Raw genomic sequence first — 16,156 nt, 5'->3', positions numbered from 1 at the left:
CTGGCCTTTACCTGGTGGTGGGTCTCCCGCAACGACACCGCTCAGGTGCATGACAAGCAAAGCTGGAGCGACGTCATGGCTGCCCTGCGCGAAGGCATCTGGGCCCTGTTCCTCCCCGGCATCATCATCTTCGGTCTGAAGTTCGGCATCTTCACCCCGACCGAAGCCGCCGTCGTTGCCGCCGTCTATTCGCTCTTCGTCGCCATCGTCATCTACCGGGAGCTGAAGGTCGGGCAGGTCTTCGACGTTCTGGTGGCGGCCACCAAGAGCACCGGCATCGTCATGTTCCTCGTCGCCGCCGCGCTGGCCGCTGCCTGGCTGATCACCATCGCCGACCTGCCGGGCGAGATGGTCGAACTCTTGAAGCCATTGATGGGCAACCAGACGCTGCTGATGCTCGCGATGATCGCCATCCTGTTCGCCGTCGGCTGCGTGATGGACCTCTCGCCGATCATCCTGATCCTCACCCCGGTGCTGCTGCCGGTGGCCCGGCAGGCCGGGATCAACGAAGTCTACTTCGGTGTGATCTTCGTCGTCTGCGGCTCGATCGGCCTCATTACCCCGCCGGTTGGGACCGTGCTCAACGTCGTCGCTGGTGCGACCAAGAGCAACATGACCCAGGTGGTCAAGGGCGTCGCACCGTTCCTGCTGTCGCACCTCGTCATCCTGACCCTGCTGATCCTCTTCCCGGCGCTCGTCATCGTGCCGGGCAAGTGGCTGGGGGGGTTCTAAGTATCTGTGTATTGGGGGCCGGTTGTGCAGCATCTCCGGCTTTCATTCAATGCGGTTAAATCCGCGCGTTGCTTCAAGTGCTTTTTCAAGAGGAGACTTAAAGTGAAATTCAAGAAAACAATCGGAGTGGCAATCCTGGCTGCCTGCAGCCTGGTCATGGCAGGTGGAGCACAGGCTGAAGTACGTTCGATGAACCTCCGCTGGGCGACGGCCAACCCGGCCGGTCATCCGATCCCGATGGGTGGCGAGCGTTTCGCCAAGCTCGTCAACGAAAAGAGCGGTGGCAAGATGAAGGTCAAGGTCTTCCCGGGCGGCGTGCTCGGTAGCGACCCGCAACTGCTCTCCGCGGTACAGGGCGGAACGCTTGATTTCGCGGCGATGAACACGGGCATCCTGCAAGGGCAGATCAAGGAATTCGCGATCGTCGATTTCCCCTTCCTCTTCAATAATGCACAGGAAGTCGACGCCGTTCTCGACGGTGCCATCGGCAAGGAACTCGATGCCAAGCTGCCGGAAAAAGGCTTGGTCAATCTCGCCTATTTCGACCTTGGCTTCCGCAACATGACCAACAGCAAGCGGGCGCTCAAGACGGCCGACGATATCGTCGGGCTGAAGATGCGCGTGATCCAGTCGCCGATCTACATTGATACGTTCAACGCCCTGGGCGCAAACTCGGTGCCGATGCCGTTTACCGAGGTGTACACCGCTCTTGAGCAGAAAATGATCGACGGCCAGGAAAACCCGTTCACCGTGATCCAGGCCAACAAGTTTGCGGAAGTCCAGAAGCACCTTGGGGTGACCCGCCACATGTACAACCCGCAGTCCATGCTGATGAGCAAAAAGAAGTGGGATTCGCTCAACAAGGAAGAACAGGACATCATCACGGCGGCGGCAACCGAAGCGGCGAACTATCAACGGACCCTGTCGCGCGGAGCGCAGGAAGTCGCCCTGAGCGAGCTCAAGCAGAAGATGGAAGTGTCCGAGCTGTCGCCGGCTGAACTGGCCAAGGTTCGCGAGAAGCTGAAGCCGGTGATCGAGAAGTACAGCGCCAACGTCGGTGCCGACTTCGCGAAGAAGGTTTTCGCCGAAATCGAGAAGGTCCGCGGCAAGAAGTAAGCAACAAGCAATCGTGAGTTGATCTTTTCCGCGGCGGCGTTGCGTGTACGTGCCGCCGCGGAAGACAGAGATTCCTTGAACGACAGATTGGAATGACGATGTTAAGTGGCAAGACGACGCTGATCGCACACCTGGGCTATCCGACGGAAGCCTTCAAGGCGCCGCTGATCTACAACCCGTGGTTCGAAAAGAAGGGCATCGACGCGATGGTCGTGCCGATGGGAGTCAAGGCCGAGGACTACCCGGTTTCGTTGCGGCAGATCTTCAAATTCTCCAACGTCCTTGGGGCGCTCGTCACGATGCCGCACAAGGTGACGACGATGACCCTGGCCGATGAAGCGACGATCACCGCCAAGATCGCGGGGGCGGCCAACGCGCTGATCAAGCGCGCGGACGGGTCGCTGCTGGCCGACCAGTTCGACGGCGCCGGGTTTGCCCGGGGGGTGGCCCGCAAGGGGTTCAAGACCAAAGGCAGCCGGATTCTGATCGTCGGCACCGGCGGGGTCGGATGCCCGATCGCCGCGTCCCTCGCGGCCGATGGCGCGGCGTCGATTTCGCTGTTCGACGTGAATACCGCCTCCGCGGAAGGGCTGGGCTCGCGCCTGAAAACCTATTATCCGGACATGGAGGTCAATGTGACCTCGAACGACCCCGCCGGTTACGATCTGGTGGTCAACGCCACGCCGCTGGGGATGAAGCCCGACGACCCGCTACCGTTCGACGTGACGCGGCTGTCGCCGTCGACGTTCGTCGGCGAGGTCGTGATGAAAAAGGAAGTGACGCCGATGCTCCGTGCGGCTGCCGAGCGCGGCTGCAACTATGTGGTGGGAACCGACATGCTCTTCGAGATGATTCCCGCCTATCTCGAATTTTTCGGATTTGGCACCGCGACACCGGAAGAACTTCGCGCGGTGGCGAAGATCGAGTACTGAACCGGATTGAGTGTTGAATGCCGCCGGCTTTTCCGGGGGCAGGGTTGTTTAGTTGAAAGGATGAGGAACCATGACTACTCCTAGCATTGCCTGGCCCGCGAAGGTCTCCCTTTGCGAAGTCGGTCTGCGCGACGGCCTGCAGAACGAGAAGACGATCCCGAGCGTCGAACAGAAGTTGCAACTGCTCGACGCGGTTGTCGCCTCCGGCGTGAAGATCATCGAGGTTGGCGCCTTCGTGCATCCGAAGGCTGTGCCGCAGATGGCCGATACCGACGCGCTGTGCCGCGCGATGAAGAAGGTCGACGGCGTCGAATACCGCGCGCTGGTGCCGAACATCAAGGGCGTGCAGCGCGCCTTCGACGCCGGCCTGACCAAGGCCAAGCTGACCGTCTCGGCCAGCGAGGCGCATTGCCTGGCCAACTTCAACAGCTCGCCGGTCAAGATGGTCGAGGGCTTCGCCGACTGCGTCGAGTTCGCCGCCCAGAACAAGATGACGCTGTCTGGTGCCATTTCGACCTCCTTCGGCTGCCCGTTCCAGGGGCGCGTGCCGGTCGAGCAGGTGGAAAACGTCGTGGCGAGCTTCGTCAAGTTGGGGATCACCGAGTTGTCGCTGTCGGACACCACCGGCATGGCCAACCCGCGCCAGGTCTATGAACTCGGTACGTACATGATCCAGAAATTCCCGGAGGTGCAATGGGTGATGCACTTCCACAACACCCGCGACATGGCGCTGGCCAACATCGTGATGGGCATCCAGGCCGGCGTGCGCATGTTCGACGGCGCCTTCGCCGGGCTTGGCGGCTGCCCGTTCGCGCCGGGCGCCTCGGGCAACGTCGCGTCGGAAGACGTCATCCACATGCTGCACGAGATGGGTATCGATACCGGCATCGACCTGCTGAAAGCCATGGACACCGCGCGCCTGGCGGCCGAATTCGTCGGCCATCCGGCGTCCAGCACGGTGCTCAAGGCCGGACGCTGCGTCGATCTGGTCAAGGAAAAAGCGCAGGGGCAGAACAACAACTAGGGGGAAACATTGGCGCACGGGGTTCGCTGCCGGCATCGACGGCGAGATCGTGTTTCACACAACAATCGAACAGGATTCCGGTTTCGCCGGAGTGAACATCAAACCAGGTTTTTCTGAAGTTTTTTTGTTAGGGGAAATGCAATGAGCAGACAAAACGACATGAAGGCTCGCTACGAAGAGCTGAAACTCAACCAGGACCAGATCGACGAAATCGAAGAGGCGTTTGCCCGTGCCGACAAGGCGCAGCGCGAATTCGAGACCTGGAGCCAGGAAGCGATCGACCGCGCCATCCGTTCGGTGGCCCAGATCGTCGCCAACTCCAAGACCTTCCACGAACTGGTCGAACTCGGCATCCAGGAAAGCGCCTTTGGCGATCCGATCAGCCGTGAAGCCAAGCGCTTCAAGATCCGCGGCATTCTGCGCGACTGCCTGCGCGAGAAGTCCGTCGGCATCATCGAGGAAATCCCGGAGAAGCGCATCGTCAAGTACGCCAAGCCCGTCGGCGTCATCGCCTGCGTGATCCCGGCGACCAACCCCGACCTGACCCCGGCCGGCAACTCGATCTACGCTATCAAGGCGCGCAACGCGATCATCTTCTCGCCGCATCCGCGTACCTTGAAGACCAGCCGCAAGACCATCGAACTGATGCGCGAAGGCCTGCGCCGCGTCGGTGCGCCGGAAGACCTCGTCCAGATCCTCGGCTACAAGGCCAAGATCAACAAGAACATCTCCGAAGCGCTGATGACCAAGTGCGACCTGATCATCGCTACCGGCGGCCAGGGCGTCGTGCGCCGCGCCTACATGTCCGGTACCCCGGCCTACGCTGTCGGCGCCGGCAACGCGACGATGATCTGGGACGAAACCGCCAAGCAGGATCTGAACAAGGCCGCGTTCAACACCATGCGTTCGAAGACCTCGGACTTCGGTTCGGGCTGCTCGGCGGACGGCAACATCGTCATCCACGAAAGCATCTATGAAGACGCGCTGAAGGAACTCGTGGCCGTCGGCGGCTACATGCTCTCGCCGACCGAGCAGGACGCCATGCGCAAGGTCATGTGGGACGACGAGTGCCACCGCCTGCCGGATACCGTCGCCCTGTCGCCGCAGGACATGGCCAAGGCCGCCGGTTTCGAGATTCCGGAAGACCGCAAGTTCCTGATCGCCTCGCACGGCACCGGCGTCTTCAAGCGCACGCTCGACGGCATCTGGTGCCACGAGAAGCTCACCACGCTGCTCGCGGTGCACAAGTACTGCGGCGAGTTCCAGAATGCCATCGACACCATCATGGCCATCCATGACGTCGGCGGCATCGGCCACTCGGTCGGCATCTTCTCGTTCGACGATGACCATATCCATCGCCTGGCCTCCGTCGCTCGCGTTGGCCGCATCATGGTCCGTCAGTCGCAATCGAAGTCCAACGCCGGCAGCATGATGAACGGCATGCCGATGACCTCGTCGATCGGTTGCGGCACCTGGGCCGGCAACGCCACCAGCGAGAACATTCACCTGCACCATTACATGAATGTCACCTGGGTGTCCAAGGAATATGACCAGCCCGACTGGCTGAAGGACGACGAACTCTTCGGCGAGTTCTATGATCCGGAACTCGAGAAGATCCAGTACTCGCCGTTCTGATCACACGGTCTAACGTAGACTGCACTGCGCCGGCACCCGGCAAGGACATCGCTCCTTGCCAGGTGCCGTTTTTTTTTATTTCGTGCGCTGTTCGGACGATAATCACGGATCAACAAAGGAGGCGTCAAAATTGAGTTACAAGAAAAAAGTCTTTTCCGTCGCCGCGATGCTGTTGTGCGTTCTCCTGCCCGCGCAGGCCGGGGCGGAAGTGCGTGATCTGGCCTTCCGCTGGGCCACGACCAACCCCTCCGGGCATCCGGTGGTCCGGGGCGGGGTGAAGTTTTCCGAGTTGGTCGAAAAGAAGAGCGGCGGCAAGATGATCGTCAAGCTCTACACCGGCGGGGTGCTGGGCAGCGACCATCAGGTGCTCCCGTCGGTTCAGCGCGGCGCGGTCGATTTCACCACGATGAATTCGGGCATCCTGCAGACGCTGGTGAAAGAGTTTGCCGTCGTCGATTTTCCCTTTCTGTTCAACGACGTGAATGAAGTCGACGCGATCATGGACGGCCCCGTCGGCAAACGGCTGGCCGACAAGTTGCCGGAGAAAGGGCTGGTTAATCTGGCCTATTACGACCTCGGTTTTCGCAATCTGACGAACAGCAAGCACCCGGTCAGGACGGCGGCCGACATCGCCGGCCTGAAGATCCGGGTCATCCAGTCGCCCACCTATATCGATGCCTTTACCGCGCTGGGTGCCGAGGCAGTGCCAATGGCGTTTACCGAGGTGTATTCGGCGCTTGAGCAGAAAAAGATCGATGGCCAGGAAAACCCGTTTGCCGTCATCGCTTCCAACAAGCTCGACGCGGTGCAGAAATACCTGACCGAGACGCGCCACATCTACAACCCGCAGTCTTTCCTGATGAGCAAGGCGACGTGGGACCGGCTGAACGAAGACGAGCGGAAGATCATCCTCGACGCGGCGAACGAGTCGGCGGTCTTTCAGCGCAAGGTGTCGCGCGAAGCGCAGGAGCGCTCGCTGGCTTCCATCCGCAAGACGCTGCAGGTCGATGAACTGGCGCCGGGCGAACTGGAGAAGATCCGGGCGAAACTGAAGCCGGTGGTCGAGAAATACAGCGCCAGCATCGGCGAGGAGTTCGCGAAATTCGTCTTTGCCGAGATCGCCAAGCTGCGCAAGTAGTCTGTTTGTTACGGGTTAAAACGCCGCGAGCAGCGCGTATTCGGCCTCGCGCAGCAGTGGCAGCGTGCGCGCCACCGCGTTATCGGTGGTCTCGTTGCCCATTGGCAGACTGACGCTGATCGACCCGACGACAATGCCGTCGCGGGTGCGGATCGGCACCGCGATGCCGCGCACGCGCTGGGCGATCTGTTGTTCCAGCAAGGCGTAACCGTTGTCGCGGGCCTTGTTGATCAACTCGCGCACGGCATCCTCGGTGGTGGCAGTGAACGGCGAATAAGGAACGAACTTCCGCCCGGTAAGCCAGTGGTCAACCTCTTCATGCGAGTAGGTCGACAAGATGGCGATGCCTGCCGAAGAAAGGTTGGCCGGGATGCGTGCGCCGAGGACGTAGCCGACGTTCTGCACCAGATTCGATCCGTCGCGGGCGACGAAAACGATGTCGTTCTCGTCCATCACCGCGAAGTAGGCGGCGCCGCCAAGCGACAGGCTCAGGCGTTGCAGATACGGCTGGACAGCACGCGGAATCTTCGCCGAGTCGAAATACGACCACCCGAGGCGCAGCACACGTGGCGTCAGCCAGAACAGGTGACCGTCGCTCTCGACGTAGCCGAGGTGTTCGAGTGTGCGCAGATAGCGCCGCGTTGCCGTGCGGGTGATGCCGGTACGGCGCGCGGCCGTGGAGGCGGTAAGACGCGGGTGCGTGTCGTTGAATGCCTCGATGATCTGCAGGCCCTTTTCGAGGCCGGCGATCCAGTCCTTCTTGTTCAGCGGTGGCTTGATGCTGGGCATGGAAAAATCCTTATCCGCGCGATTGTCAAACAGCGGTGCGCGATTGTCGCGCCGAACTGTAGCCGGGTCAATCGACGGGGCGCTTGAGCCGGCCTACCATGGAAAAAACGCTGCTCCCCGCTCGAACCGGTTAGGTGCCAGGGAGTGAAAAGACGGTTGAAAAGAACTTTTCAGGACGAGGAGGGTAATCACGCCATTTGCGTCGTGGCGGGGAAAAAACGAACGGTGTGTGTAACTCGTTCAGTTGATTCCGAAAACGCAGAAACATGTGAAGAATCATTGTTTGTGACGGTATTCAAACCCTGCAAAAATGTGAATCGGTCATATCGGTGACGATGTCTTGTTCCAGTGTTGTTGATCTCTCCGCATCAAGTTCGCGCTGGATGGACGGATTGTGATTGAGCACTGCATCGCCTCCGGAAACATGATTTATGAATTGCTTGCATATCTGATCCGCCATCCATTTTCGTATTTCTGTTATTTCCATATTTTTGACCTTTAGGAGAAGTGAGAACATGACCACGTCATCCAAGATCGTCTGGACCAAGATCGATGAGGCCCCGGCACTGGCAACCTACTCGTTCCTGCCGATCGTGCAGGCGTTTACCAAGGGAACCGGTGTCGAGGTGGAAACCAGCGACATTTCGCTCGCGGGACGCATCATCGCTGCCTTCCCGGAGCGCCTGACCGAGGCCCAGCGCATTGCCGACAACCTGACCCAACTCGGCGAACTGACGCTCAAGCCCGAAGCGAACATCATCAAGCTGCCGAACATCAGCGCTTCCGTGCCGCAGTTGAAGGAGGCGATCAAGGAACTGCAGAGCAAGGGCTACAACCTGCCCGACTATCCGGAGAACCCGCAGACTGAGGAAGAGAAGGAAATCAACGCGCGCTATTCGAAGGTGCTTGGCTCCGCGGTGAACCCGGTTCTGCGCGAAGGCAACTCCGACCGTCGCGCGCCGCTTTCCGTCAAGAATTTTGCGAAGAAGAATCCGCACAAGCTCGGCCCCTGGAGCGCCGACTCCAAGGCGCAGGTTGCCTTCATGTCCGGCGGCGATTTCTACGGCAACGAGAAGTCGGTGGTCATGGATGCCGCCAATGAACTCAAGATCGAACTCGTCGGCCTCGACGGTGCGGTCAAGGTGCTCAAGGACAAGCTGAAGGTTTCCGCCGGCGAGATCGTTGACGGCACCTTCATGAGCAAGAAGGCGCTGCGCGCGTTCTACGCCGAGCAGATCGAAAACGCCAAGAAGGAAGGCCTGCTGTTGTCGCTGCACCTGAAGGCGACGATGATGAAGGTGTCCGACCCGGTGCTGTTCGGCCACGCCGTCTCGGTTTTCTTCGAGGACGTTTTTGCCAAGCATGCCGAGACGTTCAAGCAGCTCGGCGTCAACCCGAGCATGGGTCTCGGCGACCTGTACGCCAAGATCAAGACCTTGCCGGAAGCCCAGCAGGCCGAGATCGAAGCCGACATCCAGGCCGAATACGCCAAGCGTCCGGCGCTGGCCATGGTCGACTCGGATAAGGGTATTACCAACCTGCACGTGCCGAGCGACGTTATCGTCGACGCCTCGATGCCGGTCGTCGTTCGTGACTCCGGCAAGATGTGGAACAAGGAAGGCAAGTTGCAGGAAACGCTGGCGATGGTCCCGGACCGCTGCTACTCGCGCATGTACCAGGCGATGATCGAGGACTGCAAGAAGAACGGCGCCTACAGTCCGGCAACCATGGGCTCCGTGCCGAACGTCGGGCTGATGGCCCAGAAGGCCGAGGAATACGGTTCTCACCCGACCACCTTCATCATCCCCGCCAACGGCACCGTCCGCGTCGTCGACGCCGCCGGCAAGACGCTGATCGAGCACGCGGTCGAAGCCGGGGACATCTGGCGCATGTCGCGCGTCAAGGACATCCCGATCCAGGACTGGGTCAAGCTGGCGGTCAACCGTGCCCGTGCAACCGGCGCGCCGGCCGTCTTCTGGCTCGACAAGAACCGCGCGCACGACGCCAACGTGATCGCCAAGGTCGAGACGTACCTGAAGAACCACGATACCGCCGGCCTCGAAATCAAGATTCTCGAGCCGGTCGATGCGATCAAGTATTCGGTGGAGCGCATCCGTCAGGGCAAGGACACCATCTCGGTCACCGGCAACGTATTGCGCGACTACCTCACCGACCTGTTCCCGATCATCGAACTGGGGACCAGCGCGAAGATGCTGTCGATCGTGCCGCTGCTCGCCGGCGGTGGCCTGTTCGAGACCGGCGCGGGTGGCTCGGCGCCGAAGCACGTGCAGCAGTTCCTCAAGGAAGGCTACCTGCGCTGGGATTCGCTCGGCGAGTTCTCGGCCCTCGGCGCCTCGCTCGAACACCTGGCGGTCAACTTCAAGAACCCGAAGGCGCAGGTGCTGGCCGACGCGCTCGACGTGGCGATCGCCAAGTTCCTCGACAACAACAAGTTGCCGGCGCGCAAGGTCGGCGAGATCGACAACCGCGGCAGCCACTTCTACCTCGCCTTCTATTGGGCCGAGGCGCTGGCGGCGCAGAACAAGGATGCGGATCTGCAGGCCCGCTTCGCCAAGGTGGCCAAGGCCATGCAGGAGAACGAGGCGAAGATCAACGCCGAGCTGATCGGCGCGCAGGGCAAGCCGATGGATCTCGGCGGCTACTACCTGCCGGTGTTCGACAAGGCGTCGGCAGCCATGCGCCCGAGTGCAACCTTGAACGCGATCATCGATGCCCTCTGATCCTTTTCAGGACATCTTGATGTGATCTTTTCGGTCAGGCCCGTCAGTCCCCGGCAACGGGGGCAGCGGGCCTGAATTTCTTGAATCACGGAGTATGAGCTATGCAAATCTTGAAGAAAGGCCAGGCGGGCACGATGCAGTCCAGTGACCTGATGGTCACGGTGGAGCCGGCGGATGCGCTGACCATCGAAATCGAATCGACGGTCAAGAAGCAGTTCGAACACTTGATCCGGGCGAAGCTGGAAGAAGTTCTGGCGCGTAACGAGGTGCGGGCGGGGAAGGTCAGCATCAGCGATCGCGGTGCGCTCGACTACGCCATCGAGGCGCGGCTCGAAGCAGCGTTGCAACGGGCGGGAGGTGAGTGATGGACGACAAGACCTACTGGTACAAGGAATACACCCAAGGGAGGCGTTTTTTCCTGAAGATTCTGCCCGGTCAGAGTGTGCAGGAAAACATCAAGGCACTGGTCGTCAAGGAAAAGGTCAAGGTCGGCGTGATCCTGTCGGCGATCGGCTCGGTCCGCAAGCTGCGCATCAACGGCATCAAGAGCGGTGCCAAGCTGCCGATCACCTCGGCGCGGCTGACCCCGCATGAACTCGAAGGGCCGCTCGAACTACTCGGACTCACCGGCAACATCGTGCCGGGCACCGACGGAACGCCGGACTGCCACCTGCACGTCATCGCCGGCAAGGCCTCGGGCGATGTCGTCGGCGGGCAACTGGAAGATGCCGAAGTCTTTGCGACCTGCGAAATCGTGCTGATCGAACTGATGTTGGACGGCATCGAGCGCCACATGTCCCGTTCCGGCGGCACGTCCACCATCTACTTCGCGGAGGAATAACCATGGCCGACTACAAACTGCGCCGGTCGCTGCTTTACGTGCCGGGCAACATGCCGTCGATGCTGCAGAACGTGCCGCTGTTCGGCTGCGACGCCGTCCTGCTCGATCTCGAAGACGCCGTTCCGCTGGCCGAAAAGGACGCTGCCCGCATCCTGGTGCGCCGCTTCCTCGACGGCTACAAGGAACGCAACAAGGAAATCCTGATCCGCATCAACGGACTGGACACCAAGTGGGCGCTGGACGACCTGAAAGCGGTGCTGCCGGCCAAGCCCGATGGTATCCGCCTGCCCAAGGCCGATACGCCGGAAGTTGTCGAGCATCTCGATACCCTGCTGACCGAATACGAAGAAGAACTGGGTTTCGAAGTGGGGCATTTCAAGATTCTGCCGTCGATCGAAACCGCCGAAGGCGTGCTCAATTCACCGAAGACCGCCAAGGCCTCCTCTCGACTGATCGGTCTGGCGTTCGGCGCCGAGGACTACACCGCCACGATGGAAATCAATCGCACCAAGACCGGCGAGGAACTGTTCAACGCCCGCATGACCGTGCTGTGGGGTGCCAAGGCCGCGGGCATCCAGGCCATTGACACGATCTTTGCCGATGTGAACGACATGGAGGCTCTGCGCAAGGAAACCGAGTTGATCAAGAAGCTCGGTTTTACCGGCAAGTGCATGATCAACCCGCGCCAGATCGACGTCATTCATGACGTGTTTGCGCCGAAGCAGGAAGAAGTTGACTACGCGCTGGAAGTCATGGAAGCCATCAAGCGCGCCCGCGAAATGGGTACTGGTGTCATCTCGCTGAAGGGCAAGATGATCGACCGACCAGTCGTGGTGCGTGCCGCACGCGTGCTGAACACGGCCCGCGCGCACGGCATGGTGGACGTGGTAATCAACGAGGAGGACATCAATGGTACGGAATAGTCTGGGCCGGCTGATCCCGGAAACCTTCGCCGGCAAGAAGCTGATTCCCTATAGCGACCCGTGGTCGCTGCAACCCCACGCCGAGCGCTCGACGCGCGCCATCCGGCGTTTGAACCACAATGGCAGCAAACTGGTCGGCGGCCTGCGCGACGCGATCATCGCCTCGGGGCTCAAGGATGGGATGACCATCTCGACGCACCACAGCCTGCGCAACGGCGACTACCTGCTCAACGAGCTGGTCAAGGAAATCGACGCGCTGGGTATCCGCGACATCAAGATCGCGTCGAGCTCGGTGCACATCGTCAATGCCGAACTGATCCCCTACATCCGCAAGGGCACGATCACCGGCTTCGAGTGCGGGGTCAACGGCCCGATCGCCGAACTGGTCTCCAAGGGCGAACTCGATTGCCCGATCATCGTTCGTTCGCACGGTGGCCGTGCGCGGGCGCTGATCACCGGCGAAGTACCGGTCGATGTCGCCTTCCTGGCCGCGCCGTATTGCGACGAGTACGGCAACTTCAACGGCTTCTACGGCCCGTCGGCCTGCGGCAGCCTCGGCTACGCGCTGGTCGATGCGCAGCACGCGCACAAGGTCGTGGCAGTGACCGACAACCTGGTGCCGTTCCCGGCCGTGCCCGTCGGCATTCCGCAGTCGGTGGTCGACTTCGTCTGCCAGATGCCGCGTCTCGGCGACCCGAAAAAGATCGTCTCCTCGACGACCAAGATCACCACCGACCCGATCGGTCTGCAGATCGCCAAGTACGCGGCGATGGTCATCGAGGCCACCGGCTTCGTCAAGGACGGCTTCTCGTTCCAGACCGGTACCGGCGGCATCTCGCTGGCCGTGGCCGAGCACGTGCGCAACATGATGCGTCGCGACAAGGTCAAGGGCAGCTTCGGCCTCGGCGGCATCACCGGCTACTTCGTTGACATGCTTGAAGAGGGACTGTTCGAAGCCCTGTTCGACGTGCAGTGTTTCGACCTCAAGGCCGTGCAGTCGATCGGTCGCAACCAGAAGCACGTGGAAATCACCGCCGGCACCTACGCCAACCCGTTCAATTGCGGTGCCACGGTCAACCGCCTGGATTGCGTCATCCTCAGCGCGACCGAGACCGACGTCAATTTCAACGTCAACGTCAACACCGAGTCGATGGGCTACCTGTTGCACAACACCGGTGGCCACTGCGACGCGGCGGCCGGCGCCAAGGTGTCGATCGTTGTCTGCCCGTCGATCCGCGGCCGTCTGCCGATGGTCCGCGACGAGGTGACGACCATCTCCACCCCGGGCGAGACCGTCGGCGTGATCGTCACCGAGCGCGGCATCGCGGTGAACGACAACCTGCCGGAACTCAAGGCGGAATTGATCAAGCGCGGCGCGCCGGTGAAGGACATCCGGCAGTTGCGCGACGAGATCTATGCCGTCACCGGTGTCCCGAGGCCCGTCGAGTTCGAGGACAAAGTCGTTGCCCTCATCGAGTACCGAGATGGCTCCATCATCGACGTCATCCGCCAAGTCAAGGCGTAGCTACCTGGACGCCCGGGACAGCCGGCAGGATGCGCTGGCCTGGGCACTCAGGCGAGGGCATCCGGCGACGCTGTTCCTGGCGCTGAACATCCCGGGTGGAGACAAAACCCCGCCCGGGGCCGAGGCACTGTTCCTCTGGATGCTCAACCAGCTGCCGGCGGTGCTTCCTGGCTTTGTCGAGTCGAGCAAGTTTCATGACGTCCTGGGGCCGTACGCGATCCTCAGCCTCGACGCCGACCCCAAGGTGGTCAAGGCAGCCTGCGTCCATCTTGAATCCGGGCATCCGTCGTCGCGGCTGATCGACCTCGATGTCTATGCGCCGGACGGACAGCAGGTCGACCGGAAAGCGCTCGGCCTTGCCGGGCGTAGCTGTCTTGTTTGCGACCAGCCCGCCGTCGATTGCATCCGTGCCAAACGTCATTCCCTTCACACCGTCATCCACCGTGTCCATGAACTCCTCGCGCCATTCCGAACTTGAACATCTCGCCGACGCCCTGGCCCGCGGCGCGAGCATGGAACTCTACCTTACCCCCAAGCCGGGTCTCGTCGACCTTCGGGACAACGGCTCGCATCCCGATCTTTCCATCCCGCTGATGGAGCAGTCGATCGATATCGTCGCCGATTACCTTCAGGCGATCGTGGTCTCGCTGCGCGCGGATGAACCCTTCGCCTGCCAGCGCGATATCGCCATCCGCGCCGAGCGTCGCCTCTACGACGAACTCGGGACGAATACACACAAGGGCTACATCTTCCTCAGCGGCATGCTGCTGATCGCTCGTCATCACGCGGGAATCGCCGACGAGACGGCCGTGCGGCAATCGCTCTCCATCATCTCCCGAGAGTTTTTCGATACCGCGGCGCAGACCGGTTCCAACGGCGAAAGGGTCCGGCGGGAGTACCACGCCGGTGGAATCGTCGGCGAAGCCATCAGCGGCTATCCGTCGCTGTTCGACGCCGCTTTGCCGGCGTTCCGCAACGCCTTAGCGCAGCAAGATTGCGCCACCACCGCGTCGTTCGCCATGATGGCGCGACTGATGCAGACCGTCGACGATACGACCACGCTGCACCGCGCCGGCCCGGCGGGGCTGCGGCAGGTCAGGGAGGATGGACGGGCGCTTGAACGCCTGATCGCTGACCGCGGCGATATCGTTGCCTTCCTCGAAGAGCTCAACGACCGCTACAAGGCCCTGAATCTCACCATCGGCGGCGTGGCCGACATGCTGGGCATGGCATTCGCCTGTCTGCTGGCCAGCGGGGAAATCAATGACGATGTTTCTGTCGGGATTTTTTCGGGCGCCGAGAGCACGCAACTGCTTGCGGCCTGATTTTGTGTGAAAGCCCGGTGGGGTACGACGAGTCCCGTTCTAGCGAGAACAGGTCTGTCATCTGTCCTCTGAGGCAGTCATTCGAGAAGGCGCTCTATCCTGCGGACTTGCGCCGACGTATAACCCCCAGTCCCGCCAAACCGAGTCCGAGAAGTCCGATGGAGCCAGGTTCCGGGACGGCGCTCGGTGGATCGATCGCCGTTAACGTGGAGCTGACAAGTTGGAAGCTCCCACTTTCGGCTGTAAGAGATACGTGTAGTTTCCCGAAAGTATTGAGGTCTTCCAGTGCTTGCCCCGTAATCTCTATGTTGTAGCTATCACCTTGTGATCCATTATTGATGTTTTTGAATCCGGCGGATTGGTAGGGCGCGCTATTGCCGATTACGAACGTAAAGTCCTCGTTGCCTTTGTTGCTGGAATCTATCAAATCCACGGTCAGTAATGCGGACGTGATGATCATCCCTTCGCTGGGTGCGTAATCATCAAGCTCATGCCACCAGTCAAGGGCGGAGGTGGAGGAAATGGTTACCTCGTTCCAGTTCATCTGATCGGAAAGTATTATTTCTCCAGCGCCTGTCGTCCCGTAGATTCCAATGAGGGCCAAGCTGATAAGCGATTTCTGGATAAAACTCGGCATCACGATCTCCCTTCACAAGGATGGTTTTTTGCGTGAATCGCTATAGGAGGAAATCAACTGGCGATTGGTAACGAATCCATTGCGTAGTGACCCACGCTAACATCTGATTCTTCTGATGTGTGTGAACAAAGTCACAATATCGATCAAATGCTTTAGCCAGTACATCGGCAGAGCATCGTGCCCAGTTATTCGCGTCGCCAACAGCATCGCAGCCTTCTTCCCGCCGGGCGATACAATTCCTTACAATTTCGGCTGTGCTAGGCGAATCGGAGAAACAGGTCGGGCGCACACTGCGCGCTGTAGACAGAAGCGTGCGGTAGCGTTCGGGCGCTAGTACGCGCTTTCAACGAGATGAAGCCGGTGCGCCAGCAACGCGTGTTCGAGGTGGAGAAGGCTATGGATTTGGCGAAAAGAATCTGCAGAAATACGGGCGTCGGAGCGTTGGCCATGCTCCTGATGCTTGCTGTTCCGGCGGCGCAGGCCAATCCGTGGTTCGGCCAGCCAGCCCGGGATGGCGGTAGCCAGAGCCAGCGTGGCGATCGCCAGGGCGATATGCAGCGACAGTCGTTCCAGCGCGAGGAGCAGGCCCGGAATCAGCGCTCGCAACGGATGTCGCCGGAGGAGCGGCAGCAGTTGCGCCGTGATATCCGCGATGCCGGGCGCGAGGTTTATCGACACCGGCGCTGACGGGTCTTCAAATGACGATCGGCATAGGGGGCAGCCCTTATAGGCTGCGCCCCTGCCACACCACCCGGCATGCGGGTCCGCACCGGGCGGTTCGAGAAGTTGAGGTCATGA

General features: G+C 60.8%; 17 protein-coding genes. 14 read left to right on the top strand and 3 right to left on the bottom strand.

Annotation, left to right across the window (positions count from 1 at the left end; genetic code table 11):
• From BO74_RS17960 to BO74_RS17935, 6 genes are all read left to right on the top strand, one after another.
• Nucleotides 1–732, top strand: a 732-nt coding sequence (locus BO74_RS17960) for a TRAP transporter large permease subunit (RefSeq protein WP_496444267.1), incomplete at its 5' end; no start/stop codon positions are given.
• Between the two features lie 102 nt (nt 733–834).
• The gene (locus BO74_RS17955; protein WP_496444266.1) at nt 835–1,848 is read left to right on the top strand and encodes a TRAP transporter substrate-binding protein; all 1,014 of its coding nucleotides are present in this window, start codon (nt 835–837) and stop codon (nt 1,846–1,848) included.
• A gap of 92 nt (nt 1,849–1,940) precedes the next feature.
• Nucleotides 1,941–2,780: a shikimate dehydrogenase family protein gene (locus BO74_RS17950; RefSeq protein WP_496444265.1), complete on the top strand. Its 840-nt coding sequence runs from the start codon at nt 1,941–1,943 to the stop codon at nt 2,778–2,780.
• A gap of 70 nt (nt 2,781–2,850) precedes the next feature.
• Nucleotides 2,851–3,804, top strand: coding sequence for a hydroxymethylglutaryl-CoA lyase (locus BO74_RS17945; RefSeq protein ID WP_496444264.1), 954 nt, complete (start codon nt 2,851–2,853; stop codon nt 3,802–3,804).
• Between the two features lie 141 nt (nt 3,805–3,945).
• Nucleotides 3,946–5,439, top strand: a complete 1,494-nt coding sequence (locus tag BO74_RS17940) for an aldehyde dehydrogenase family protein (RefSeq protein WP_496444262.1) — start codon at nt 3,946–3,948, stop codon at nt 5,437–5,439.
• A 130-nt stretch (nt 5,440–5,569) separates the two neighbouring features.
• Complete coding sequence (locus BO74_RS17935; RefSeq protein WP_496444261.1) at nt 5,570–6,577, top strand: TRAP transporter substrate-binding protein; 1,008 nt, start codon at nt 5,570–5,572, stop codon at nt 6,575–6,577.
• 15 nt (nt 6,578–6,592) lie between these two features.
• On the opposite strand, the gene BO74_RS17930 is transcribed toward BO74_RS17935, so the two are convergent.
• Complete coding sequence (locus BO74_RS17930) at nt 6,593–7,366, bottom strand: IclR family transcriptional regulator domain-containing protein (protein ID WP_496444260.1); 774 nt, start codon at nt 7,364–7,366, stop codon at nt 6,593–6,595.
• A gap of 295 nt (nt 7,367–7,661) precedes the next feature.
• Nucleotides 7,662–7,883 (bottom strand): hypothetical protein, encoded by a 222-nt coding sequence (locus BO74_RS17925; RefSeq protein WP_496444258.1) that lies wholly within the window; start codon nt 7,881–7,883, stop codon nt 7,662–7,664.
• Between BO74_RS17925 and BO74_RS17920 the strand changes: the two genes are divergently transcribed.
• From BO74_RS17920 to BO74_RS17890, 7 genes are all read left to right on the top strand, one after another.
• The gene (locus BO74_RS17920) at nt 7,882–10,107 is read left to right on the top strand and encodes an NADP-dependent isocitrate dehydrogenase (protein ID WP_496444256.1); all 2,226 of its coding nucleotides are present in this window, start codon (nt 7,882–7,884) and stop codon (nt 10,105–10,107) included. The two genes, BO74_RS17925 and BO74_RS17920, sit on opposite strands and share 2 nt — an antisense overlap.
• Nucleotides 10,108–10,208: 101 nt before the next feature.
• Nucleotides 10,209–10,472, top strand: a complete 264-nt coding sequence (citD, locus tag BO74_RS17915) for a citrate lyase acyl carrier protein (RefSeq protein WP_496444254.1) — start codon at nt 10,209–10,211, stop codon at nt 10,470–10,472.
• Complete coding sequence (locus BO74_RS17910; protein ID WP_496444252.1) at nt 10,472–10,948, top strand: PCC domain-containing protein; 477 nt, start codon at nt 10,472–10,474, stop codon at nt 10,946–10,948. The genes citD and BO74_RS17910 overlap by 1 nt, the downstream gene beginning before the upstream one ends.
• Before the next feature lie 2 nt (nt 10,949–10,950).
• Nucleotides 10,951–11,871: an HpcH/HpaI aldolase/citrate lyase family protein gene (locus tag BO74_RS17905; RefSeq protein WP_496444250.1), complete on the top strand. Its 921-nt coding sequence runs from the start codon at nt 10,951–10,953 to the stop codon at nt 11,869–11,871.
• Nucleotides 11,858–13,396 carry a citrate lyase subunit alpha gene (gene citF / locus BO74_RS17900; protein ID WP_496444248.1) on the top strand — a complete coding sequence of 513 codons (1,539 nt, stop codon included), beginning with the start codon at nt 11,858–11,860 and terminating at the stop codon, nt 13,394–13,396. The genes BO74_RS17905 and citF overlap by 14 nt, the downstream gene beginning before the upstream one ends.
• On the top strand, nt 13,356–13,874 hold the full coding sequence (locus BO74_RS17895) for a citrate lyase holo-[acyl-carrier protein] synthase (protein ID WP_496444246.1): 519 nt from the start codon (nt 13,356–13,358) through the stop codon (nt 13,872–13,874). The genes citF and BO74_RS17895 overlap by 41 nt, the downstream gene beginning before the upstream one ends.
• On the top strand, nt 13,846–14,721 hold the full coding sequence (locus BO74_RS17890) for a triphosphoribosyl-dephospho-CoA synthase (protein ID WP_496444244.1): 876 nt from the start codon (nt 13,846–13,848) through the stop codon (nt 14,719–14,721). Before BO74_RS17895 ends, BO74_RS17890 begins: the two co-directional genes overlap by 29 nt.
• Before the next feature lie 94 nt (nt 14,722–14,815).
• On the opposite strand, the gene BO74_RS17885 is transcribed toward BO74_RS17890, so the two are convergent.
• Complete coding sequence (locus BO74_RS17885) at nt 14,816–15,358, bottom strand: PEP-CTERM sorting domain-containing protein (protein WP_496444242.1); 543 nt, start codon at nt 15,356–15,358, stop codon at nt 14,816–14,818.
• Between the two features lie 447 nt (nt 15,359–15,805).
• Here BO74_RS17885 and BO74_RS17880 point away from each other — a divergent pair, with 447 nt between their 5' ends.
• On the top strand, nt 15,806–16,045 hold the full coding sequence (locus BO74_RS17880) for a hypothetical protein (protein WP_496444240.1): 240 nt from the start codon (nt 15,806–15,808) through the stop codon (nt 16,043–16,045).
• Nucleotides 16,046–16,156: the final 111 nt, after the last annotated feature.

The organism is Propionivibrio pelophilus DSM 12018 (assembly GCF_059569095.1).
Note: the sequence above shows the minus strand (reverse complement) of the source record. Positions and strands in the feature narration are given on the sequence as shown.

What these genes read in the sequence shown, in the direction of transcription:
- BO74_RS17950 (WP_496444265.1), top strand. Translation starts at nt 1,941, where the DNA reads ATGACGATGTTAAGTGGCAAGACGACGCTGATCGCACACCTGGGCTAT.
- BO74_RS17945 (WP_496444264.1), top strand. Translation starts at nt 2,851, where the DNA reads ATGACTACTCCTAGCATTGCCTGGCCCGCGAAGGTCTCCCTTTGCGAA.
- BO74_RS17940 (WP_496444262.1), top strand. Translation starts at nt 3,946, where the DNA reads ATGAGCAGACAAAACGACATGAAGGCTCGCTACGAAGAGCTGAAACTC.
- BO74_RS17930 (WP_496444260.1), bottom strand. Translation starts at nt 7,366, where the DNA reads ATGCCCAGCATCAAGCCACCGCTGAACAAGAAGGACTGGATCGCCGGC.
- BO74_RS17920 (WP_496444256.1), top strand. Translation starts at nt 7,882, where the DNA reads ATGACCACGTCATCCAAGATCGTCTGGACCAAGATCGATGAGGCCCCG.
- BO74_RS17925 (WP_496444258.1), bottom strand. Translation starts at nt 7,883, where the DNA reads ATGTTCTCACTTCTCCTAAAGGTCAAAAATATGGAAATAACAGAAATA.
- citD (WP_496444254.1), top strand. Translation starts at nt 10,209, where the DNA reads ATGCAAATCTTGAAGAAAGGCCAGGCGGGCACGATGCAGTCCAGTGAC.
- BO74_RS17910 (WP_496444252.1), top strand. Translation starts at nt 10,472, where the DNA reads ATGGACGACAAGACCTACTGGTACAAGGAATACACCCAAGGGAGGCGT.
- BO74_RS17905 (WP_496444250.1), top strand. Translation starts at nt 10,951, where the DNA reads ATGGCCGACTACAAACTGCGCCGGTCGCTGCTTTACGTGCCGGGCAAC.
- citF (WP_496444248.1), top strand. Translation starts at nt 11,858, where the DNA reads ATGGTACGGAATAGTCTGGGCCGGCTGATCCCGGAAACCTTCGCCGGC.
- BO74_RS17895 (WP_496444246.1), top strand. Translation starts at nt 13,356, where the DNA reads ATGGCTCCATCATCGACGTCATCCGCCAAGTCAAGGCGTAGCTACCTG.
- BO74_RS17890 (WP_496444244.1), top strand. Translation starts at nt 13,846, where the DNA reads ATGAACTCCTCGCGCCATTCCGAACTTGAACATCTCGCCGACGCCCTG.
- BO74_RS17885 (WP_496444242.1), bottom strand. Translation starts at nt 15,358, where the DNA reads ATGCCGAGTTTTATCCAGAAATCGCTTATCAGCTTGGCCCTCATTGGA.
- BO74_RS17880 (WP_496444240.1), top strand. Translation starts at nt 15,806, where the DNA reads ATGCTCCTGATGCTTGCTGTTCCGGCGGCGCAGGCCAATCCGTGGTTC.